Genomic DNA, 21,476 nt, shown 5'->3' on the forward strand with positions numbered 1-21,476 from the left:
CGCACCAATGGGGTCGAAGCGGCCGTTTCCCGGCCGCCAGAGTGCCCCATGGTACGCTAGGCCCGCGATCGCCGATCACATCGCAAACCGTGTTAAAGGGAAAGCGCACCAATGGGGTCGAAGCGGCCGTTTCCCGGCCGCCAGAGTGCCCCATGGTACGCTAGGCCCGCGATCACTGATCGCATCGCAAACCGTGTGCAAGGGAAAGCGCACCAATGGGGTCGAAGCGGCCGTTTCCCGGCCGCCAGAGCGCCCCATGGTGCGCTAGGCCCGCGATCACCGATCGCACCGCAAACCGTGTGCAAGGGAAAGCGCACCAATGGGGTCGACGCGGCCGTTTCCCGGCCGCCAGAGTGCCCCATGGTACGCTAGGCCCGCGATCACCGATCACACCGCAAACCCGATATTTACGAAAATCAACCAATGGTTTCCCTCTGATTTAACCCATGAAGCGTGAAATATTACTTTCATTTTTAACCATAGGGGTTAAAACCGGTATTTGCTAACCTGAAATTAACTCACATCACTCACTCACTAAAGGAATGAATATGCTAAATAGTATTTCAATAAATAAATCAAATATTAATACATGTAAAATTAACAATAAATCCCTCACTATCCCTTGGCCTGAACCGTTAACCTTGCGTGAAGTGGTTAAAAAAACCCATATGGCTGGAACCAAGACCTGCCATTGCAGAATGTGGAAGAGTCTATTCTGGATGGAAAGCTTATCAAGTGCATCTATGAACGCCAGAATTGATTTTATTAATAATCTCTTAGTAAAAATCAAACAAATGAACCTCCCAAAAACACAACCAGTGACCTTTATTTCTCTCGGTTCTGCTGGGTTATTGATGGAATTTTTTATTCATCAACGGATGGCTGCCGCCGGTTACGAAAAACTACATTGGCGGTTTATTGACCTTGATTATAAAAATGACCCCATAGACGATCTTATGGTCGATTTTCCCGGAACCATGCCGGCAGATAAATGCTATTTTCCGTCTGACCGAGATTATTTTACACGGGTAATAACAACCGATAACCTGCCCATTGATGACCGAAGCTGTGGTGCCAGTATCATCCTGGCTATCTGCCCGCCGACGCGGCTGTCTGAGCCGTCGCCATCCGCAGCTGAAAACATTGACCCCACGGGATGTTTAAGAATGCGAGGGAAAACCGTCGGCAATAGTGCCGAAGCCAATAGTGTGTATGCCATGATCGCTCACCCCGATGATCTTAAATCTATTTTAGCAGGATTAACGCAGGGCTTAGACGATGTTAATTTCATTACTTGGCTCAGCCATGTGGCAAAAATTTATATCGACAGACATGATGAAATCAACATCGTTTATAGTGACTATTTCCTTGGTGAACGATTGAAAAATGACATTTCATCCTGTTTGCAACAGGCCAAAAATATCGCCGGACAGGTCAATAAATTGACAGGAAAAAATAATGACGTTTTTAACATTGCCCATATTGATAAAGCTATGCGGAAATTTACAGAAAACCTTGAAAAAAGAACAGGCAACCAGCTTTCCTGCGCCACGTTCATAGCATCAGATTACGATGTTGGTCTACAGCAGCTGTGCGATTTTTTTAAGGACGGCCAACATCCCTCGTTATGCGCCATCCTGGAGAACAATGAAACACGTTTTGAATAATGGTTGGCACAGTGCTATCACCAAAATTGTTGTTTCCCCCCATGCATTGCGTGCCATGGGCGATATTGATGCTGTGTTTTTTGAAAAAAATTGGCCTGATTATCTGACGAAGGCAATTTATCAGTAGGAATAATACTATTACGGCCAGCCTCATTGCCGTGATAAACGGTACGACTGGTTATTTAAAAAAGTCATAGAGTGTTGCAATGACTTTGTCCTGTTCTTCAATTGACATGTGGTTATGCAACGGAATATGCAGTACGGAGGCATGAATGTTGCTGGTAGTGGCATAACACACTTTATCCTGATCGGTTAATGGATGATTATTTATTCCGTCAAAACCTAATGTTGGGTAATAAATATCAAATTCTATATTCATTATTTTGGCGTAGCGTATCATTTCATCACGCCTGCCATCATTGATGCGGATGGGAAATAAATGCCAAGTGTTTTCGCGGGTTTCGATAGGCAATATAATGTTATGTGCCTCATCCAATGGCTTGAGACGATGTAAATAACGATAGGCTAAAAATGAACGTTTTAACGCGTTAATTTCAAAAAAATCAAATTTTCTGATTAATAAGGCAGCCTGTAGATTATCCATCCGGCTGTTTAATCCGCAGTGTTGGGCTTGCACGTTTTTCTTACTCTCGGCAAAACCATGAGAAGAAAACTGCCGCGCTTTTTTGGCGAATTCAGAGGACGAGGTTAATAAGGCGCCGGCCTTGCCAAAACCGCCAATATTTTTGCAAGGATTAAAACTCAGGGCAATCACATCGCAAAACTGTAGCAGCTCCGGCATGCCAAAGCACTGCGCCGCATCGACGATCACCCTGAGTTCGTGCTGCGCCGCCTGATGTGCTATCTCTCTGATATTACGCATGGAACCGTATAGACATACCGCCAAAATGGCCTTGGTCCTGTCCGTCACCAGCCTGGCGATTTCCCCGGGATTAAGATTAAAACTGTCGTCAATATTGGCGTAAACCGGTTTGGCGCCGATGGATAAAATGGCGTTTTCCGTTGCGGAAAATGCATTGGGGGGCACGATGATTTCATCCCCGGCGTCAACGCCGATGGACTTGAGCGCGATCTTCAGTGCATCCGTACCGCTGCTGGTGGCAATGCAGGTGGTCGCCTGGTAAAAAGCTTCCAGCAACTTCTCCAACTGGATAATAAAATCACCGTCAGTGAACTGGCCCGTCGCAGTAATCTGCTCCATTGCGCCTCGGCATGCCGCCAGCTCTTCGGCAGAATTGAGCCGGGACAGCGGCATAAAAGGAACTTGAGGGCGATTATTATAACATGCGTCGTTATTAATTATTTCCAATAATGGTTTAATTTTGCCGGGTAAGTTATTTTTATCACATTGAGTTTTCCCAGATTGTAATAGGTCAGTGGCAAGATGATTTATATCAGTAATATTAAGCATAAGGCTGATTTTTCCTTGTCTATAGGCGGGTGAAACCCCCTTGGCTTCTGAAGGTACAACTTATGATAAAAATGTGAAAAAAGCATCATTAAGTTAAAATTTTAACGTGATTTCCCTCACAATAATGCCAGCTGTTTTGTTCTTATTATTAAATAATTAATAATTAATAATTAATAATTATTTAATAATTATATTCTTCTATTTTCTTCAGGTTAATATGTAATTTTTAATTAATAATGTGTATTTGCTATATTATTTTTATTAAAAATAATATGGTGCCCTAGATGTATATTTCCCCATCCCTGACCTCTTCCCCGCCCTGGCGGACGGGGTTTCACGGGGCATTGGCTAAACCGTAACGCGATAGCGTATTAGCCTATAGCCGGAGGGTCAGTGTATGGCTACTGGCGTCGGGGGTAATCAGCGTTCCCAATGGATGGGCGGCTGACGTTCCGCCGTCAACGGCTGGCGTGCTGAATATATTGCGCAGGCACAGTGTCCAGTTCGTGGCTTCACCTTGGGCGGTGACCTGCAACGTGTCGCCAAGGCGCCCAACCGTTAGGGTAATCAGCGTCGCGCCCGCGAGCGAGGGAACCCGGCATATCGCCTCGGCACCTTCTTCCAGTGCAAATAAATGGAAAACCGGTGACACATGGTAATCATAATCCGGGTTTTGGTCGTTGGCACCGAGGGCGAGCAGGGTGTTGGGACGGACATACAGCGGCAGGCTGTTGAAATCATGCTGTTCCTTGCGCCAACCGCCTTGTACCTCTTGATTACTGAACAGGTGGGTCCAGCGGCCATGCGGCAGATAAACGCTGACATCGCCACGTTCACTGAATACCGGTGCCACCAGCAGGCTGTCTCCCAGCATATACTGGCGATCCAGATAGTCACAACCGGGGTCGTCGGGGAACTCAAGCATCATGGCGCGCATCACCGGTGTGCCGGTTTTCGCTGCCTGGATTGCCATATCAAACAAATAAGGCATCAAACGACATTTCCACTGGGTAAAATGGCGCAACACATCGCAGGCTTCGTCGTCATAAACCCAGGGTACCCGATAGGATTTACTGCCATGCAGGCGGCTATGGCTGGAGAGCAGCCCAAACGCGCACCAGCGCTTATAGACATGGGCCGGCGCGGTGTTTTCAAAACCACCGATATCGTGACTCCAAAACCCAAAACCGGACATGCCAAGGGACAGGCCGCCGCGCAGGCTTTCTGCCATGGATTCGTACGTGGCATAACAGTCGCCGCCCCAGTGAACCGGAAATTGCTGTGCACCAACGGACGCGGAACGGGCAAACAGTACGGCTTCACCCTTGCCGAGCTGAGTTTGCAGCATCTCGTACACCACCTGATTGTAGAGGTAGGCATAGTGATTGTGCATTTTATCTGGACAGCTACCGTCAAACCAGACGACATCGGTAGGAATACGCTCACCAAAATCGGTTTTGAAACAGTCCACCCCCATCGCCACGAGTCGTTCCAGATGACCGGTGTACCAGGCGCATGCTGCGGGGTTGGTAAAATCAACAATGGCCTGGCCCGGCTGCCAGCGGTCCCATTGCCAGACATCACCGTTGGGACGTTTTAACAAAAACCCCTGCTCCATACCTTCGCGAAAGAGTGGCGATTTCTGGCCGATATAGGGATTAATCCACAGACAAATTTTGAGTCCCCGCGCCTTGAGGCGCTGCAACATCCCTTGTGGATCGGGGAAGGTATTGGCATCCCAGGTAAAATCACACCATTGAAACGCCTTCATCCAGAAACAGTCAAAATGAAACACATGCAACGGCAGGTGGCGTTCGGCCATGCCGTCGATAAAACGATTCACTGTCTGCTCGTCGTAATCGGTGGTAAACGACGTCGTGAGCCACAGCCCGAACGACCAGGCTGGCGGCAGGGCTGGCCGACCGGTAAGTTGGGTATAACGATCCAGTACCTGTTTGGGCCCGGGACCGTCGATGACAAAATACTCCAGGTACTCCCCTTCAACGCTAAACTGGACTTTGGAGACCTTCTCCGAGCCCACTTCGAACGACACACACTCTGGATGGTTAACCAGTACACCATAACCTCGGTTGGTGAGGTAAAACGGAATGTTTTTATAAGCCTGCTCGGTGCTGGTGCCGCCATCCCGATTCCAGGTTTCAATGGATTGGCCATTTTTTACCAGCGCGGCGAAGCGTTCACCCAGCCCATAGACGGTTTCGCCCACGCCGAGATCCAAACGCTCGTAGACATAATGTCTTCCTGCGTGCTCATGTTGCACATAACCGTTGGATTTGGCCACACTGCCGGTAATGCGCTCGCCATTGTGCAGAAAATCTATTGCCCACGTTTTACCTTTGGCAATCCGTACCGACAGCTCGCCGCTGTGCAAAACGACAACGTCCTGATGATCCTCGATATGAGGGGACACGTCCGGGTCATAACACAGGGGATAATGCGGACCCGTTGGGCATTGGCCCTGAAAATGTTCAATTCGTACGCCGATTATGCCTTCCCGTGGTGAAAAAAAACGCAGGGTGAACAACGGCGTATCCAACTGATCCCCACGTGCAGTCACATCGTGCGGTGCAGCATAAATGACCAGATCTTTTCCTTCAGTCTGGACATCGAACACCTGTAGCGGATGGAGTAGTTGCAAACCCGGTTGGATAAGCCAGTTACCGTCACTGATTTTCATTCAATCATTCTCCTGTAATAGGTTGTGAAGGGGCGGCATGTCTTTTTCCGTTGGCCAGTTCGCTGAGAATATGATTCATCAACGGGGTACGCAGGGTGTAAAAGCGTTGTGCCACGATAGCGCTAAGTAAATAACATATCCCCGGAGCCAGCGTGAACAGGGCGATGACACTTGCCAACGTGGTGGGATTTTGCGTGGCGGCGCCAGCCTGGTAACCCGCATAGGCCAACGTCCAGCCGATGGCGGCACCGCCTAAGGCCAGGCCCAGCTTGAGTACAAACAGCGTGCCGGCAAAACTTATTCCGGTCAGGCGTTTGCCGCTATTCCATTCGCCATAGTCGACGGTATCAGACATCATGACCCATTGGATCGGTGTCACCAGTTGGTGCAACACACCAATAACAAAGATAAAGGCAAACATGCCTATGTCGGCCCGCATCGGTACGAAAAACATCGCAAAGCTTAACAGCGCCAGCGCGGCGTTGGTCCACCAAAAAATTTGCACCTTGCAGCGGCGATCCGTCAGCGGTTTCGCCAAGGCGCTGCCAATCAGATTGCCCACCGAGTAGGTGCCGAGAAAAAACGCAAACACCAGCGGATTACCCAGAATATAGGTGACGTAATACATCATTGCGCCGCCCCGTACGGATACCGCCAGAATGTTGAGGATGGTTAGAATACCGACGATGCGCCATTGGTCATTATGCCAAATATCACGCAGGTCCTCGCGCATGGTGCCTTGGGGCGCGCCCTCGCCGGTGATACGTTCCTTTGTGGTGGCAAAACAGGTGGCCAGCATCACGATGGCAACCACCGAGAGAATGGCGATGCCGCCTTGAAATCCATTGGCCTGGTTGGTGCCGCCGACCAGTTTAACCAACGGCATCATTAGCACCGTGCTCAGCATGCCGCCGGCGGTGGCCAGCACAAAACGATAGGATTGCAGTGAGATCCGTTGCGTAGGGTCGCTGGTGATCACGCCGCCCAGGGCGCAATAAGGGATATTGACCACCGTGTACATTAACGTCAGTAGGGTATACGTCACCGAGGCGTAAATCATTTTGCCGGTTAATCCAAGATCGGGTGTGCTGTAGGTGACAACACAAATAATACCAAAGGGGATCGCGCCGAACAGCACGTACGGACGAAATTTACCCCAGCGGGTGCGGGTGCGGTCGGCCACCAACCCCATTAACGGATCCGAAATGGCGTCCAGCGCGCGGGCAACTAAAAACATGGTGCCGGCGAAGCCAGCCGGGATACCGAATATATCGGTATAAAAGAACATTAGGTAGAGCATGACATTATCGAACACGATATGACTGGCGGCATCGCCCAACCCATATCCGATCTTTTCTTTGGCGGAAAGAATGTGACTAGCCATACATTTATCCTCAGTGCGCGCTGACATTAGATAATTAGATAGCTAATAAACTAGGCCCCGTAGGCCAACCCGGCTATTACGATATTTGCTTTTGAAATTACGTTTGCTGTTTTCTGTGATCGCTATCGGCTATATTCCTATCACCGAACGGTAGTTGTTTGGTGCCTGGTGTTAAACCACAGGGAAAGGGTACGCCATTTGCCGCGTCTGCCACTCCTCGGTAGAATAACCTTATCGGTAGTCTCAGTGGCTCTCGTCGGCCTATGGGGTTGGGTCGACGCAAACCCTATTGATGTCCACCGTTTGAGGCCCCGCTGTGCATACGCCATTTGCACGGCGATGCGGGTCAATACATACACGCAATATAAAGTGCGCCGCCACGGCGCTAAAGGGTTTACGTGCTCACATCAAACCACACTCCGCCCGGGCTGGATCGCCAGGATATTTCGCAGTTGAAACGCCTGCACCTCGTGTCGCTGCTGGAAGGGTGCACGTTGGTGATATTGGTTTGTATTGCCGTACCGTTAAAACATCTTGCCGGCTATCCGCAACTGACCTCGGCGATGGGGCCAATCCATGGGCTGGCGTTCCTATTGTATGCCTGGATGGTTATCAATACCGCATCAGCGGGTTTATGGCGCAAGGGACAAGTTGCCCGGCTGTTGCTATTGGCGTTTATTCCTTTTGGCACTTTTTTTAATATTGGCATGATCACCGGGCGTGAAGCTGGACCCGCAGTGGCTAATGCCCCGGCGAATAAGGAGCGGGTAGAATGACCTATATGTTAATCAAGTCGTTACATATAGTGGCGATGGCCATTTGGGTGGGCGGCATGTTAATGCTGGCGGTGACCATGACCGCCTGGAAACAGATGGCTCAGGCCGATGTCCCGGTGGGACTGCGGATATTTTCCGCTGTGCAACGCTGGAATCAAACCGTCACCCTGCCGGCCATGATACTGACCTGGATCACCGGCTTGACGTTGACCATGATGGGCAATTGGCCACCGTCTACGGCACTGATTATCAAGTTCCTCTTTGTCCTGGCGCTGTCGGCGTTGCACGGTATCCAATCGGGATCGTTTCGGCGTAGCCTGGGACAATCGCAACTGGCGGCCCCGGCCATACTGCGTTATGCCGCAGCGTTTACCCTGCTGGCGCTGGTAGCCTGCGTGTGGCTTATCGAGCTGTAACACGCTAACCGGCGACCCGCGCCGGTTTTTATTCTGCAGGCGCTGATAACGTGCATTGGGCGCAGCGATCTATCACCGGCGACCCGCGCCGCTTTTATCCTGCAGGCATGAGTCGCCAGGGGCAGTTTATCGTGCTGTCACGGGTTTATCCGGCGTTGAGCGCATTGGCCACCGCGTGGGACAGCGGCTGTGTCGGGCGACCGATCAGCTTACTCAACTGCCTGCTGTCATCAAATAGCCCGCCTTTGGCGGCACCGCTATCAGAGTCGGCCAGCAACGCCGCAACGGGTTCTGGCAGCCCGGCTTGCAATAATAACGCCTGATAGTCCGCCTGCGGCAGGTTAAGGTATTTCACCGTGGTGCCAGATTGTTGGCTAATTTCCGCCGCCATGTCAGTTAGGGTATAGGCTTCGTCGCCCGCCAGTTCATACACCTTGCCCGCCTGCGTGTCCGTTGACAGGACAACGGCCGCGGCCGCGGCATAATCAGCGCGCGACGCAGAGGCAATTCGCCCATCACCGGCGCAGCCGGCCAGCGTTTGGTGGGCCAGGGCGGTTGGAATACTGACGGTATAATTTTCGCTATACCAACCGTTGCGTAATATCACTACCGGCAGGCCGGATTCCTGCAGCAGGGCTTCGGTTGCGCGGTGGTCTACCCCTAAACCCAGTGGACTGGTATCGGCATGCAGCAAGCTGGTGTAGGCCAGCAACTTGACGTTGGCCCGTTTCGCCGCCGCGATGACCGCGCGATGCTGCTCTATCCGCTGCCCTAGCTCGCTTGATGAAATCAACAGTACTTTTTCTGCACCCTGAAAAGCCGTATCAAGCGTAGCGGGGAGGTTATAGTCAGCCTGGCGCAGGGTCACGCCAAGGGCTGCCAAGTCCTGCGCCTTCTCCAGGCTGCGCACAGCGGCGATCAGCTCTGAGGCGGGATGGGTTTTTAATAGCTCGGTAATGACTAAACGGCCCAGTTGGCCGGTGGCTCCCGTGATAACGATCATATTGCGTCTCCTAATGGCTTTAGAATAGTCATCATATCGTTTATACTTACTTTAAGTAAGTACTAACAAATAGGTAAGTATCTGAAACACCAAACCGCAATGGGCCCCACGTTGGCCCAACAGATGCAGCGTGGCGAACTGCTCAACGTGAAGTGCCCGTCACGAGAGGTGCTTAAGCACATGACCAGCCGTTGGGGGGTCTTGGTGCTGATTGCGCTCTCCCAAGGCACGTTACGCTTTAGTGAGCTGCGGCGCAAAGTGGGTGGTGTGAGCGAAAAAATGCTGGCCCAAACCCTAATAGGGTTGGAGGATGATGGTCTGGTGATCAGACGCGCTTTCCCGGTAAAACCCCCCCATGTGGAGTATAGCCTAAGCGAACTGGGTCAGCAGGTGGGTCCGATAGTGGAATGTTTGGCCGACTGGATTGAAAGTAATTTGCCGCAGATTATGCTCCAGCGCCAGTTAAAGCAACATGGGGTGGGCGAGGTGGTATCCAAGGCTGACCATGAACGTCACCGTTAAGCTTTTAAAAAGGGATCTCGGCGTATTTTTCCCGATAGTCTTTAGGGGTAAGATCAAAGCCCTTTTTAAACACTGAATAAAAATACTGCAACGACGGGTAGCCGCACATCTGCGAGACTTCATTGATGGTTAATGAAGTGGAGATCAACAGATTGCGTGCGCTCTCCAATTTCTCTTCGTGAATGACATTGTGGATCGTCTTGCTGGTTTCATCCTTGAAGCGTTTTTCCAGGTTTGAGCGGGACATGCCAACCACATCCAGCACCTGCTCCACCTTGATGCCTTTGCAGGCATGATAGCGAATATAATGCATCGCCTGAATCACTGCCGGATCGCGCAGCGAACGAAAATCCGTTGAACGTCGCTCCATAACTTTTAACGGGGGTACCAATATCCTCTGCAGTGGCATTGGTACTTTGTTGAGCAACTGATGCAGCAGTTTGGCGGCCTGATAGCCCATTTGCCGGGTACCCTGGGCCACTGATGACAGTGCAACCCGTGACAGGCAGCGGGCCAATTGTTCATTATCAATACCGATAACGCACAGTTTTTCCGGCACGGCGATATTGAGATGTTCGCAGACCTGAAGCAAATGGCGGGCGCGGGCGTCGGTGACCGCAATAATGCCGGTATGGGGCGGCAGGGATTGCAGCCAATCGGCCAGGCGGTTCTGGGCATGTTGCCAATTATCCAGCGCGGTCTCCACACCTTGGTAGACAATAGGTTGGTAATATTCGTCCGCCGTCAGCTTGCGAAATGCCTGTTCCCGTTCCTGGGACCACCGTTTACCGCTGCTGGCCGGCAAACCGTAAAATGCAAAGCGGTTCAGCCCTTTCTCTTTTAGGTGTAAAAAAGCGCTGGTCACCAGCGCATGATTATCCGTGGCGATATAATGCACCGGGGGGTAGTCCGCACTGTGTTGGTATGAGCCGCCGACGCCGACAATCGGCCCTGGGAAGTCGCGCAATAATTGCTCCAGTTGCTTATCATCGAAATCGGCAATGACGCCATCCCCAAGCCATTCCTCGATTTGATTAATCCGACAGCGAAAATCGTCTTCGATAAAAATATCCCAGTCGCATTGAGAGGCCTGCAAGTACTCGCCTACGCCCTCGATAACCTGGCGGTCGTACACTTTATTGGCGTTAAATAACAGTGTGATACGATAACGTTTTTCAAACATAAAGAGGGATCTCGCCCAATGTTGTCGAAGGCCAGCTTATACCTTTGCATAATAAGAATGTATTAGCGGCATGTGCGCCAGCTAACACATTCATCATAAAGTCCGTCAAACAATGCCCCCCTTATGGCTTAGTCTCCCAAATCCGCCACCCCACGATAGAATTGCCGGAAAATCTGCCGTTGCTCGCTGTAGGCCTGATGGCGCGTGTGATCCGGGGTATAACGCCTTTCCAGCGGCAGGAGTGGCAGCATTTCCGCCAGGGGAACGCCGGGATGACAACTGAGCTGTGCCAGCCGCGCCGCGCCCAATGCCGGACCCACGTCCCCGCCGGTGCGATAATCCAGCGCCTGACCGCTGACGTCGGCCAGCAGTTGACGCCAATATTCGCTGCGTGCACCGCCGCCGATAAGGGTGATGCTGTCAGGACGCAGACCGGTGCTGTGCAGGGCGTCCATGCCGTCCGCCAAGCCGAAACTGACGCCTTCCACCACCGCTCTGGCCAACTCCGCCGGGCCGTGTTCATGCGTCAGGCCCCAGAATGCCCCAGTGGCATTGGGATTATTATGTGGCGTACGTTCGCCGGACAAGTAGGGTAAAAAATAGGCCGGAGGGGTAGTGGAACGACACTGTGCGGCGGCGTCCAATAACGCCGGTACGCTGCCCAGCCCGGTAAGTCTGGCGGCCCAGTCAAGGCAGGAAGCGGCGCTCAACATCACCGACATCAGATGCCAGGTATCGGGCAGCGCATGGCAAAAACTGTGTACCGCCTGTTCAGGATTACTGAGAAAACCGTCGCTGACCGCAAAATAAACCCCTGAGGTGCCCAGTGACAGCATCGCCTGACCCTGGCGGTAAATGCCTACACCTATCGCGCCTGCTGCGTTGTCGCCGCCGCCGGCCACCACCGGCACTGCCGGCATGCTCCAGCGCGCGGCCATCTTCGGGAGTAGCGTGCCGGTGACCTGATTGCCTTCAAACAGCATGGGCATATGCGCGCGCGATAAACCGCAGGCGCCCAGTAACTCATCGTTCCAATCACGGCGGCCCACATCCAGCCACAGGGTGCCGGCGGCGTCGGACATATCGGTGGCAAAATCACCGGTCATACGCCAGCGCAGATAATCTTTTGGCAACAGAACCTTATCCACCTGGGCAAACACCTGTGGTTCATGTTCGGCAACCCAGAGCAGTTTAGGTGCGGTAAAACCGGGCATCATCAGGTTACCGGTAATCTCCCGTGATCGGGGTACCGCGGCTTCCAGCGCCAGGCATTGGGCGAAACTGCGGCCATCATTCCATAAAATCGCCGGTCGTAATACCTGCTGGCGCTTGTCCAACAGGGTCGCGCCATGCATCTGCCCGGTTAACCCCAATGCACGGACTGCCGACAAATCGTGCTCGGTGGCCAAGGCCGTCATGGCCCGATCGGTGGCTTGCCACCACTGCTCCGGATCTTGCTCCGACCATAACGGCTGTGGTCGGGAAACCGTGAGTTTCTCGGTATGGCTCGCGAGAATATGCTGCTGCTCATCGAGCAGGATCGCTTTGACCCCCGAGGTGCCCAAATCTATGCCGATATACATACACTATCCTTTATCAAATCAAGCCGACACGGAGCCTAACGGCGGGCGGCGGTTCGCCACCCGCTGTCGTTGATTAGCGAAACAGGATCTGGTTGACAATATTTTCCAGCAATTCTTGTTGTCCGCTGTGGTGTTCGGGCGCCAGATCGTGCTTTTGCGCAAACTGTGCCAGTTCGGACAGCGACAGATTTCCCTGCAGAATTCGTTGCCCCAGATCGCCATTCCACCCTGCGTAGCGTGCCTTAATCATCTGGTCTAGCCGGCCGTCCTCAAGCAACCGAGCGGCCACTTTCAGCGCCAGGGCCATAACATCCATACCGCCGATATGGCCGTGAAACAGGTCGTATTTATCGGTACTTTGCCGCCGGACTTTGGCATCGAAGTTCAGCCCGCCAGTGGTAAATCCGCCGGCCTTGAGAATTTCATACATGATGAGCGCGTTTTCTTCCACACTGTTGGGGAACTGGTCAGTATCCCAGCCGGATTGCGGATCGCCGCGGTTGGCATCTACCGAGCCGAAGATACCCAGGGCGATGGCGCTGGCGATCTCATGTTGGAAGGTATGCCCCGCCAGGGTGGCGTGATTGGCTTCCAGATTGACCCGAATCTCTTTTTCCAGACCAAATTGTTTTAAGAAGCCATAGACGGTGGCAACATCATAGTCATACTGATGCTTGGTCGGCTCCTGTGGTTTAGGTTCGATCAGCAGCGCGCCCTGGAAGCCAATTTTATGCTTGTGTTCCACCACCATATGCATAAAGCGGCCCATTTGTTCCCGCTCTTGACGCAGGTCGGTGTTCAGTAAGGTTTCGTAGCCTTCACGGCCACCCCACATGACATAGTTTTCACCGCCGAGTTTCAAGGTGGTTTCCATGGCGGTTTTCACCTGGGTGGCGGCCCAGGCAAACACTTCCGGGTCTGGATTGGTCGCCGCGCCGGCGCCATAACGCGGGTGGCTAAAGCAATTTGCCGTGCCCCACAGTAGCTTCATCCCGGATTGTTGCTGTTTTTGCCCCAGAATATCGGTAAGGGCGGACATATTGCTCAAATAGTCTTTGAGCGTATCACTTTGCGGGATCACGTCGGTATCGTGGAAGCAATAGTAGGGCGCACCCAGTTTAGCGAAAAATTCAAACGCAACGTCGGCCTTTAAACGGGCCTGGCCCAAGGCGTCTCCCGGTTGTTGCCAAGGGCGATCAAACGCGCTGGTGCCGAACATATCGGTCCCGCCCCAGCAAAACGTATGCCAGTAGCAAACCGCCAGGCGCAGATGGTCTTCCATGCGTTTACCCATAACAACTTCATCAGGGTTGTAATGGTGAAAAGCCAGAGGATTGGTGCTTTGCGGACCTTCAAAACGGATCTTCTCGACGAGATCAAAAAATTGAGACATGGGCGACTCCTTGAAAATGCAGGGTCCGTTCTGAAGCGGACGGGAATTTGTGCGCCGCACAGTTATCGCGGCTGACAGCTGACAATTAACTCTGGTTGATTCTGGTAATAAAGGTCGGCACAATCAATTACGTTATTTCACAACGTCATTCATGAAATTATTTATTGTGCGCGTGATCACAAGGAATCCGCATAAAAACCGTCTGAGGTCATTAATTCCATTAACATTTGGCAGAAAGCCTGTACAGTTAATGTGGATAAAATAAGCGACAGGTCACAGAACGCACATTTGAGTAAAATATCGTAATGCGGTTGTGAAAATTTGCAATTGCCGCTAAAAACTTTCGCAACTAATACTATTAGCGTTATCTCAGCCCCTATTGGGCATCCCCTGCACCCACTATTTGTAACGGTTTGATTCTTATCCCGTTGACGGCAAATTATATTGCTGGATATGTTCTTATAAAAGTAACATAAGGAATTCAAGATGAAACTGAAACCCCTTCTACTCTCTGTTTGTACGCTGTTGTTGCTGGCAAGCCAACCCGGTATGGCCAAACAAATTAAAATCGGCATGGCGGTTGACGACCTGCGCCTGGAACGCTGGCAGAAAGATCGTGACATCTTCGTAGATAAAGCGAAGTCATTAGGCGCCGATGTGTTTGTACAGTCATCTAACGGTAATGAAGAAACCCAGATGTCGCAAATCGAAAATATGATCAATCGCGGCGTCGATGTGTTGGTGATCATTCCCTACAATGGCAAGGTATTAAGCAATGTTATTGCCGAAGCCAAGCGTGCAGGGATCAAAGTGCTGGCCTATGACCGTTTGATTAATAATGCGGATATCGATTTTTATATTTCATTTGATAATGAGAAAGTTGGCCAACTGCAGGCGCAAAGTCTGGTGGATAGAGTCCCAGAAGGAAATTATTTTTTGATGGGTGGTTCACCGGTGGATAATAATGCCAAAATGTTCCGCGCCGGACAAATGACTGTACTTCAGCCGCTGATTGACAGTGGAAAAATTAAAGTGGTCGGTGACCAATGGGCCAACGGATGGTTACCGGAAAATGCGCTTAAAATAATGGAAAACGCGCTGACCGCCAATAATAACAAAATCGACGCGGTAGTGGCGTCCAACGACGCCACCGCCGGGGGTGCCATTCAGGCACTTGCCGCGCAAGGATTGGCTGGCAAGGTGGCGATTTCCGGCCAAGACGCCGATCTGGCGGCGATAAAACGCATTATGAAAGGTACGCAGACCATGACGGTGTATAAACCCATTAAAAAATTGGCTACCGATGCTGCCGAAATTGCAGTGGAGTTGGCCAAGGGTGAAAAACCCAAATCCAACGCCATGCTCAATAACGGGCTTAAGGATGTTCCCTCGTATTTACTGACGCCTATCTCGGTCGATAAAAGCAATATAGATAGCACGGTGATCGCCGACGGTTTCCATAAAAAATCCGATTTGCAATAATCCACCTCAACGCCGGCGGTTATTCACCAGTACTGGATCGGGCCGCTGAACTGCGCGGCCCGATTGCGGAGATTGATTATCATGGCGTCACATTTATTGGAAATGAAAAATATCACCAAACGCTTCGGCCAGGTAAAAGCGGTGGATAATGTGTCCTTATCTATTGATGCTGGCCAGGTCTTATCGTTATGTGGTGAAAATGGATCGGGTAAATCCACCTTGATGAAAGTGCTGTCAGCGGTATATCCGCACGGCACCTTCGAGGGGGAAATTTTTTTTGGTGGTGAACGCCTGGTGGCACATGGCGTACGTGATACCGAGCAAAAGGGTATTGCGATTATTCATCAGGAGCTGGCACTGGTAAAACACATGACGGTGCTGGAAAATATTTTCCTGGGGGTCGAATGGACCACCTACGGTGTGTTGGACTACGACAAGATGTACCTGCGCTGCCAACGTATGCTCGAACAGGTCAAACTTAACATCGATCCCGATACCCGGGTGGGCGAACTCGGTCTGGGGCAACAGCAATTGGTGGAAATCGCCAAGGCGCTCAATAAACAGGTTCGCTTGTTGATCCTCGATGAACCCACGGCCTCGTTGACCGAAAGCGAGACCGCCATCTTATTAGATATCGTCGACGATCTGCGTAACCACGATATCGCCTGTATTTACATTTCGCATAAGCTCAATGAGGTCAAAGCCATTTCCGACGTCATTTGCGTTATCCGCGACGGCAAGCATATTGCCACCACTGCGGCTGCCGGCCTGTCCGAAGATGAGCTGATTGCCATGATGGTGGGTCGCGAGCTGACCGAACTCTATCCCCACGAGCCCCATGAGATTGGCGAGGAGATTTTGCGCCTTGAGGGCGTGACGGCCTGGCATCCGATTAATCAACATATCCGTCGGGTCAATAATGCCGGTTTTGTGCTGCATAAAGGTGAGATTCTTGGCATCGCCGGGTTGGTAGGGTCGGGACGGACCGAACTGGTGCAATGTTTGTTTGGCAGTTATCCGGGGCGCTGGGAAGGCAATATCAGTCTGTATGGCAAATCGGTACACTTTGCCAACTGCCGCCAGGCAATGCATCACGGCATCGCCATGGTGTCCGAGGACCGGAAAAAAGACGGCATTGTACCGGTAATGAGCGTTGGCTCGAATATCACCCTGGCGGCACTGGGCGGATTTTGTCCCCGGTTCGGTATTGTGGACGAAGCCAGCGAGCAGGCCGCTATTCGTGATTCCATCGAGCGGCTTAAAGTTAAGACCTCTTCTTCAGAGCAAGCCATCGGACGCCTTAGCGGCGGTAATCAGCAAAAGGCGATTTTAGCCAAATGTCTGCTGCTCAAGCCCGCCATTCTGATCCTCGATGAACCAACCCGCGGGATTGATATCGGTGCCAAGCAGGAAATTTATCGTCTGATTAACCAACTGGTGCGCGACGGAATTTCGGTGATTGTGGTGTCGTCAGAACTGCCGGAGGTGCTCGGTATCAGTGATCGGGTGCTGGTCATGCACCAAGGTGCCGTCAAAGCCGATTTGATCAACCGCGACCTCACGCAGGAGCAGGTGATGGAAGCGGCGCTAAGGAGTGAATCTCATGCTTAACAACACTACACAGCCCGAGGGGGCAACGACCCATGCTCCATCCTTCAAGGATAAATTTAAAGCAATAAATTTTCAGGTGTTTGTGATACTGGCGGCCATTGTGGTGATTATGCTTTTTTTCACCTTCGCCACTGACGGCTCCTATATTAGTGCGCGCAATATCTCCAACCTGCTACGCCAAACCGCCATTACCGGCATTCTGGCGGTAGGCATGGTATTTGTGATTATTTCGGCGGAAATCGACCTTTCGGTCGGATCAATGATGGGCTTATTGGGTGGGGCGGCGGCAATATTTGACGTCTGGCTGGGGTGGCCGCTACCGTTGACCATTGTCGTGACGCTGCTGCTGGGGCTGGTATGTGGGGCCTGGAATGGCTGGTGGGTGGCCTACCGCAAAGTCCCGTCTTTTATCGTTACTCTCGCCGGTATGCTGGCGTTTCGCGGTATTTTAATCGGGGCGACCAACGGCACCACCGTAGCACCCACGTCTGCAGCAATGTCGCAAATCGGCCAAAGTTATCTGCCGGGCAGCGCGGGTTTTGGCGTCGGTCTGGTGACCCTGTTATTGTTTACCGCCTGGCAGTGGCGCCAACGTGGTCATCGCCAGCGTCTGGGATTAGCCGTGCCTTCCCGCTCCGGCGATATCACTCGCCAGGCATTTATCGCCATCGTGGTATTGGGTGCCATCTACCTGCTTAATGACTATCGAGGTGTGCCTACCCCGGTGCTGGTATTGGTGGCCTTGATGCTGGGCGGCTTATTTGTGGCGTCACGTACCGCCTTTGGCCGGCGGGTTTATGCCATCGGCGGTAATATTGACGCGGCCAGGCTTTCCGGGGTTAACGTTGAACGTACCAAGATGGCGGTATTTGCCCTCAATGGCCTGATGGTGGCGGTGGCCGGGCTGATTCTGAGTTCCCGTTTGGGCGCCGGGTCGCCATCCGCAGGTAATATGGCTGAACTTGATGCCATAGCGGCCTGTGTGATTGGCGGCACCAGTTTGGCCGGCGGGGTCGGCAGCGTGGTTGGGGCGGTGATGGGGGCGTTTATCATGGCGTCGCTGGATAACGGCATGAGTATGCTGGATGTGCCGACATTCTGGCAGTACATCGTGAAAGGCGCAATTCTGCTGCTGGCGGTGTGGATGGATGTGGCAACCAAAAAACGGTTGTAACGCTGCTATCAACGTGTCTCTATGGGCCGGCAATTGTCGGCCCGTTTTTTTTCTTGTAACCTAACATAACCCGCAGCGAATGATAGAATAAATGCCACTATTCAGGGTGTGTAATGACCCTCGATGACGCGACGGCAGCCACATTTGCCAACGCTACCGGCCGGCGATTGAATGTAAAAGCAAGCATTGGCGTGTCGATTAAGCGGCAGTGTGCCATTGTGTCTCTTCGACGCTTGCCGCATCCAGGTAGCACGATAATTGACGGCGACATTACCGGCAGTGCAATGAGATGAAATAGAGGCCATCATCATGAAAACAGACCACGCCTGCGATGATAAGGCGACCCGGCAAGATCCCCGTTGGCAGTCGGTGTTAACGCGCAATAAGGCGGCTGACGGCAGTTTTATCTATGGGGTGAAAACCACCGGTATCTATTGTTCCCCTTCCTGCCCCTCGCGCCAGCCACGCCCAGAGAATATTCTGTTTTTCAGCGATGCTGCGGCCGCTGAGTTAGCCGGTTTTCGCCCCTGCAAACGTTGTCGGCAAGGGCTTCCTTCGCTGGCAGCGGTGCAGTCGGCCAAAATCGCCTTGGCCTGCCGGTATATCGAGCAGGCTGAACAGGCACCGACACTGCACCGGTTGGCGCAGGAGGCCGGCATCAGCCCCTACCATTTTCATCGGTTGTTTACGTCGGTAACCGGCTTGACGCCGAAAGGCTACGCCGCCGCCTGGCGCGGCCGACGGGTACGCCAGGAATTGCAACAGCCAGGGTCAGTGACCGAGGCGATTATGGCGGCGGGGTATTCGTCAACCGGCCGGTTTTACGCCGAGGCCGATGCGGTGCTGGGTATGGCACCCACCCACTACCGAGCAGGAGGACAGGGCATGGATATTGTGTTTGCGGTTGGACGTTGTGGGTTGGGCGAGATCCTGGTAGCACAAAGTCAACGAGGCATTTGTGCGATTCTGCTGGGGGATGATGCGCAGCAGTTGGTGGAGCAATTGCAGGATAGTTTTCCCCATGCCCGATTAGCGGGGGATGATGCCCAATTCGCCCAGCGGATGGCGTTGGTGGTGGGGTTTGTTGAGCACCCCGGACGGGGACTGGATCTGCCGCTGGATATTCGCGGCACCGCCTTTCAGCAGCGGGTGTGGTTGGCGTTGCGTGATATTCCGCCCGGCCAGGCGCTCAGTTACACCGAGGTTGCACAGCGTATCGGTTCTCCGGCGGCGGTGCGCGCCGTGGCCGGTGCCTGCGCCGCCAATATTTTGGCCGTGGCCATTCCTTGCCACCGGGTGATCCGCCGCGATGGTGGCCTGTCGGGCTATCGCTGGGGGATTGAACGCAAGCGGCGGTTGTTGGACATTGAGGCCAAGAACTGACGTCCCTTATCCCTTGATGACACCCGCACCCTGTACACCCAAACGCATGCTCGTGCGGGCATGCGTCCGTCAGAGCATTAGCCCGACAACGCATCAAAGACAACCTCATGCTCAGGCAGGAATGCGTTGCCCCGAAAATCAACCCGACGCATTGCGCCGGGTTGATTCTGAAACGATTTTTTTAGCCGTGGCGTCGGTCTTTTCGTCTGCCAACTGCCTTGGCTTTAATCCTCACAACGTCGCCGGTGGCGTAAGCCAGGGGCAACTCTTCAAGCTCAACGAGTTCGACAGATTCCGGCTCCGCGCCTGAGGCAATCGCTTGGTATTTGGCTTGTTCCCCTGCCTGCGCTAACACCTCTTCTCGCGCCCGCCCGGCCATCGAAAAAAGTCTGTCCACGCCGCCGCTGATGTCAGCCATCGCCGCACCCACCGCATTAGCACATCCCGAGTGCTTGGGCCGAATAACCTCGGATGCGCCTTGAATATCACCAGGAATCAGAATGATGCCTCCGCCGACCAGCACAACAGGAATGTCTTTGGGGCTGGTTTTTATCTGATCGATGGCGTCAGTCACCTGGTTGGTGATGTTCTCAATGGCCGATTGCCACACTTTTTTTGCTACCTTACGTAGCCTGCGGGCATCACAATCAGGATGGTCAATGTGGGCAAGTCCGGACGCGAGCAGACAATCCGTTGCCGTGAGCACATTCCCACCAAAAGCATAACTGCGTGAGGTGATTTCATAGCCGACGCTATCCGGACCTACGGTTACGCCATGGTCGGTTTCGCGCACAATGCTGCCCCCGCCAATACCAATGGAAATAATATCCGGCATCCTGAAATTGGTCTTCACACCACCAATGGTCACCGCCACGCTCGATTCTCGTGGGAAACCCTGCACCAGAATGCCAATATCCGTGGTGGTACCGCCAATATCACAGATAATGCACTCTTGCAGCCCACTCAATTGAGCCGCACCGCGAATACTATTGGTCGGTCCGGAGCCGATGGTAAGAATGGGGTAACGTTGGGCGCAGTTAATGTCCATCAGCGTACCGTCATTTTGCGCAAAATAAATATCCGCATCAATGTCGTGATGTGCCAACGCCAATGCCAGACCGTTAACAATGGTTCTGGCGACACCAATCAATGCGGCATTTAATGCAGTCGAGTTCTCGCGTGCCAAGATGCCCAGGCTGCCTATCTGATATGACATCGTCACCGGAAAAGCGCGACCCAAAACGTCGGCGGCAAGCTCGGCAAATTCATTTTCATAGCTGTTTTGCACCGAAGAAAAAATAGCAGTCACCGCAATGGATTCAGCACCGCTGAGTTTAATGGCATCCAAAACCGCCATGCATTCAGCACGATCGAGGGTTTCACCTGCCAGGGGTTTACCATTTGACTCACAGCCACCGTGCACGTAGTAATAGTCCTGCCCCGTCGCCGCCTTCAGATCGTCCGGCCAGGTGAATAGCGGTTCTATGGCCGTTCCTGCCGGTAAACAGATCCTGACACAGGCAATCTTACTCAGGTGGCGACGTTCAATAATGGCGTTGGTCGCGTGGGTGGTCCCGAGCATGATGGCGCCAATTTTTTCGGCGCTGGCCGCACCGCTTTTCATCATCTGATCCAGCGCAGTGAGTATCCCGCTTTCGACATCGGCCGTGGTCGGCGTCTTTAACGCAAAAACCACCTGGTTTTTGTCATCCAGTAATACGGCGTCAGTGTTGGTGCCGCCCACATCGATACCCATTTTGAACATAGTG

18 protein-coding genes are annotated in these 21,476 nt (G+C 52.6%); 10 read left to right on the top strand and 8 right to left on the bottom strand.

All coding sequences use genetic code 11. The features are described from left to right. Window positions 1-548 precede the first annotated feature (548 nt). On the top strand, window positions 549-1,667 hold the full coding sequence (locus SJI19_RS03220; RefSeq protein WP_323476832.1) for a hypothetical protein: 1,119 nt from the start codon (window positions 549-551) through the stop codon (window positions 1,665-1,667). Continuing rightward, window positions 1,648-1,794, top strand: coding sequence for a hypothetical protein (locus SJI19_RS03225; protein WP_323476833.1), 147 nt, complete (start codon window positions 1,648-1,650; stop codon window positions 1,792-1,794). Before SJI19_RS03220 ends, SJI19_RS03225 begins: the two co-directional genes overlap by 20 nt. Window positions 1,795-1,845: 51 nt before the next feature. Here SJI19_RS03225 and SJI19_RS03230 read toward each other — a convergent pair whose 3' ends face one another. From SJI19_RS03230 to SJI19_RS03240, 3 genes are all read right to left on the bottom strand, one after another. Continuing rightward, the gene (locus tag SJI19_RS03230; protein ID WP_323476834.1) at window positions 1,846-2,943 is read right to left on the bottom strand and encodes a DegT/DnrJ/EryC1/StrS family aminotransferase; all 1,098 of its coding nucleotides are present in this window, start codon (window positions 2,941-2,943) and stop codon (window positions 1,846-1,848) included. A 532-nt stretch (window positions 2,944-3,475) separates the two neighbouring features. Further along, on the bottom strand, window positions 3,476-5,797 hold the full coding sequence (yicI, locus tag SJI19_RS03235; RefSeq protein ID WP_323476835.1) for an alpha-xylosidase: 2,322 nt from the start codon (window positions 5,795-5,797) through the stop codon (window positions 3,476-3,478). Window positions 5,798-5,801: 4 nt separating this feature from the next. Further along, window positions 5,802-7,181 (bottom strand): glycoside-pentoside-hexuronide family transporter, encoded by a 1,380-nt coding sequence (locus SJI19_RS03240; protein ID WP_323476836.1) that lies wholly within the window; start codon window positions 7,179-7,181, stop codon window positions 5,802-5,804. A gap of 398 nt (window positions 7,182-7,579) precedes the next feature. Between SJI19_RS03240 and SJI19_RS03245 the strand changes: the two genes are divergently transcribed. Together SJI19_RS03245 and SJI19_RS03250 are read left to right on the top strand one after the other, a co-directional pair. Beyond that, window positions 7,580-7,957: a DUF3817 domain-containing protein gene (locus SJI19_RS03245; RefSeq protein ID WP_323476837.1), complete on the top strand. Its 378-nt coding sequence runs from the start codon at window positions 7,580-7,582 to the stop codon at window positions 7,955-7,957. After that, window positions 7,954-8,373 carry a CopD family protein gene (locus SJI19_RS03250; RefSeq protein ID WP_323476838.1) on the top strand — a complete coding sequence of 140 codons (420 nt, stop codon included), beginning with the start codon at window positions 7,954-7,956 and terminating at the stop codon, window positions 8,371-8,373. Before SJI19_RS03245 ends, SJI19_RS03250 begins: the two co-directional genes overlap by 4 nt. A gap of 145 nt (window positions 8,374-8,518) precedes the next feature. Here the strand turns inward: SJI19_RS03250 and SJI19_RS03255 are convergent, their stop codons facing one another. Then, entirely contained in the window at window positions 8,519-9,376 is an 858-nt protein-coding gene (locus SJI19_RS03255; RefSeq protein ID WP_323476839.1) for an SDR family oxidoreductase, read from the bottom strand. Between the two features lie 99 nt (window positions 9,377-9,475). Between SJI19_RS03255 and SJI19_RS03260 the strand changes: the two genes are divergently transcribed. Next, entirely contained in the window at window positions 9,476-9,898 is a 423-nt protein-coding gene (locus tag SJI19_RS03260; RefSeq protein ID WP_323476840.1) for a helix-turn-helix domain-containing protein, read from the top strand. Between the two features lie 4 nt (window positions 9,899-9,902). On the opposite strand, the gene xylR is transcribed toward SJI19_RS03260, so the two are convergent. The 3 genes from xylR to xylA all read right to left on the bottom strand — a co-directional run bounded on the left by xylR (window position 9,903) and on the right by xylA (window position 14,057). Next, window positions 9,903-11,081 (bottom strand): D-xylose utilization transcriptional activator XylR, encoded by a 1,179-nt coding sequence (xylR, locus tag SJI19_RS03265; RefSeq protein WP_323476841.1) that lies wholly within the window; start codon window positions 11,079-11,081, stop codon window positions 9,903-9,905. A gap of 128 nt (window positions 11,082-11,209) precedes the next feature. Then, window positions 11,210-12,664 (bottom strand): xylulokinase, encoded by a 1,455-nt coding sequence (xylB, locus tag SJI19_RS03270; RefSeq protein ID WP_323476842.1) that lies wholly within the window; start codon window positions 12,662-12,664, stop codon window positions 11,210-11,212. Window positions 12,665-12,737: 73 nt separating this feature from the next. After that, entirely contained in the window at window positions 12,738-14,057 is a 1,320-nt protein-coding gene (gene xylA, locus SJI19_RS03275; RefSeq protein ID WP_323476843.1) for a xylose isomerase, read from the bottom strand. 486 nt (window positions 14,058-14,543) lie between these two features. On the opposite strand from xylA, the gene xylF reads away from it, so the two are divergent. The 5 genes from xylF (at window position 14,544) to ada (ending at window position 19,707) form a co-directional block, all read left to right on the top strand. After that, a complete protein-coding gene (gene xylF / locus SJI19_RS03280; protein WP_323476844.1) occupies window positions 14,544-15,539 on the top strand; it encodes a D-xylose ABC transporter substrate-binding protein in 996 nt (331 codons plus the stop codon). A gap of 81 nt (window positions 15,540-15,620) precedes the next feature. Beyond that, window positions 15,621-17,150 (top strand): xylose ABC transporter ATP-binding protein, encoded by a 1,530-nt coding sequence (locus tag SJI19_RS03285; protein ID WP_323476845.1) that lies wholly within the window; start codon window positions 15,621-15,623, stop codon window positions 17,148-17,150. Continuing rightward, window positions 17,143-18,324 carry a xylose ABC transporter permease XylH gene (xylH, locus tag SJI19_RS03290; protein WP_323476846.1) on the top strand — a complete coding sequence of 394 codons (1,182 nt, stop codon included), beginning with the start codon at window positions 17,143-17,145 and terminating at the stop codon, window positions 18,322-18,324. The genes SJI19_RS03285 and xylH overlap by 8 nt, the downstream gene beginning before the upstream one ends. Window positions 18,325-18,437: 113 nt before the next feature. Further along, the gene (locus tag SJI19_RS03295; RefSeq protein ID WP_323476847.1) at window positions 18,438-18,617 is read left to right on the top strand and encodes a hypothetical protein; all 180 of its coding nucleotides are present in this window, start codon (window positions 18,438-18,440) and stop codon (window positions 18,615-18,617) included. Between the two features lie 16 nt (window positions 18,618-18,633). Continuing rightward, complete coding sequence (ada, locus tag SJI19_RS03300) at window positions 18,634-19,707, top strand: bifunctional DNA-binding transcriptional regulator/O6-methylguanine-DNA methyltransferase Ada (RefSeq protein WP_323476848.1); 1,074 nt, start codon at window positions 18,634-18,636, stop codon at window positions 19,705-19,707. Window positions 19,708-19,888: 181 nt separating this feature from the next. Here the strand turns inward: ada and SJI19_RS03305 are convergent, their stop codons facing one another. Continuing rightward, window positions 19,889-21,472, bottom strand: coding sequence for a hydantoinase/oxoprolinase family protein (locus SJI19_RS03305; protein WP_323476849.1), 1,584 nt, complete (start codon window positions 21,470-21,472; stop codon window positions 19,889-19,891). Between the last annotated feature and the right edge of the window lie 4 nt (window positions 21,473-21,476).

Source organism: Acerihabitans sp. TG2, assembly GCF_035013185.1.
In the GTDB taxonomy this organism is placed as follows: domain Bacteria; phylum Pseudomonadota; class Gammaproteobacteria; order Enterobacterales; family Enterobacteriaceae; genus Acerihabitans.

What these genes read in the sequence shown, in the direction of transcription:
- SJI19_RS03230 (WP_323476834.1), bottom strand. Translation starts at nt 2,943, where the DNA reads ATGCCGCTGTCCCGGCTCAATTCTGCCGAAGAGCTGGCGGCATGCCGA.
- yicI (WP_323476835.1), bottom strand. Translation starts at nt 5,797, where the DNA reads ATGAAAATCAGTGACGGTAACTGGCTTATCCAACCGGGTTTGCAACTA.
- SJI19_RS03285 (WP_323476845.1), top strand. Translation starts at nt 15,621, where the DNA reads ATGGCGTCACATTTATTGGAAATGAAAAATATCACCAAACGCTTCGGC.
- SJI19_RS03225 (WP_323476833.1), top strand. Translation starts at nt 1,648, where the DNA reads ATGAAACACGTTTTGAATAATGGTTGGCACAGTGCTATCACCAAAATT.
- xylA (WP_323476843.1), bottom strand. Translation starts at nt 14,057, where the DNA reads ATGTCTCAATTTTTTGATCTCGTCGAGAAGATCCGTTTTGAAGGTCCG.
- SJI19_RS03250 (WP_323476838.1), top strand. Translation starts at nt 7,954, where the DNA reads ATGACCTATATGTTAATCAAGTCGTTACATATAGTGGCGATGGCCATT.
- SJI19_RS03305 (WP_323476849.1), bottom strand. Translation starts at nt 21,472, where the DNA reads ATGTTCAAAATGGGTATCGATGTGGGCGGCACCAACACTGACGCCGTA.
- SJI19_RS03220 (WP_323476832.1), top strand. Translation starts at nt 549, where the DNA reads ATGCTAAATAGTATTTCAATAAATAAATCAAATATTAATACATGTAAA.
- SJI19_RS03255 (WP_323476839.1), bottom strand. Translation starts at nt 9,376, where the DNA reads ATGATCGTTATCACGGGAGCCACCGGCCAACTGGGCCGTTTAGTCATT.
- xylB (WP_323476842.1), bottom strand. Translation starts at nt 12,664, where the DNA reads ATGTATATCGGCATAGATTTGGGCACCTCGGGGGTCAAAGCGATCCTG.
- SJI19_RS03240 (WP_323476836.1), bottom strand. Translation starts at nt 7,181, where the DNA reads ATGGCTAGTCACATTCTTTCCGCCAAAGAAAAGATCGGATATGGGTTG.
- xylF (WP_323476844.1), top strand. Translation starts at nt 14,544, where the DNA reads ATGAAACTGAAACCCCTTCTACTCTCTGTTTGTACGCTGTTGTTGCTG.
- xylR (WP_323476841.1), bottom strand. Translation starts at nt 11,081, where the DNA reads ATGTTTGAAAAACGTTATCGTATCACACTGTTATTTAACGCCAATAAA.
- SJI19_RS03260 (WP_323476840.1), top strand. Translation starts at nt 9,476, where the DNA reads ATGGGCCCCACGTTGGCCCAACAGATGCAGCGTGGCGAACTGCTCAAC.
- ada (WP_323476848.1), top strand. Translation starts at nt 18,634, where the DNA reads ATGAAAACAGACCACGCCTGCGATGATAAGGCGACCCGGCAAGATCCC.
- xylH (WP_323476846.1), top strand. Translation starts at nt 17,143, where the DNA reads ATGCTTAACAACACTACACAGCCCGAGGGGGCAACGACCCATGCTCCA.
- SJI19_RS03295 (WP_323476847.1), top strand. Translation starts at nt 18,438, where the DNA reads ATGACCCTCGATGACGCGACGGCAGCCACATTTGCCAACGCTACCGGC.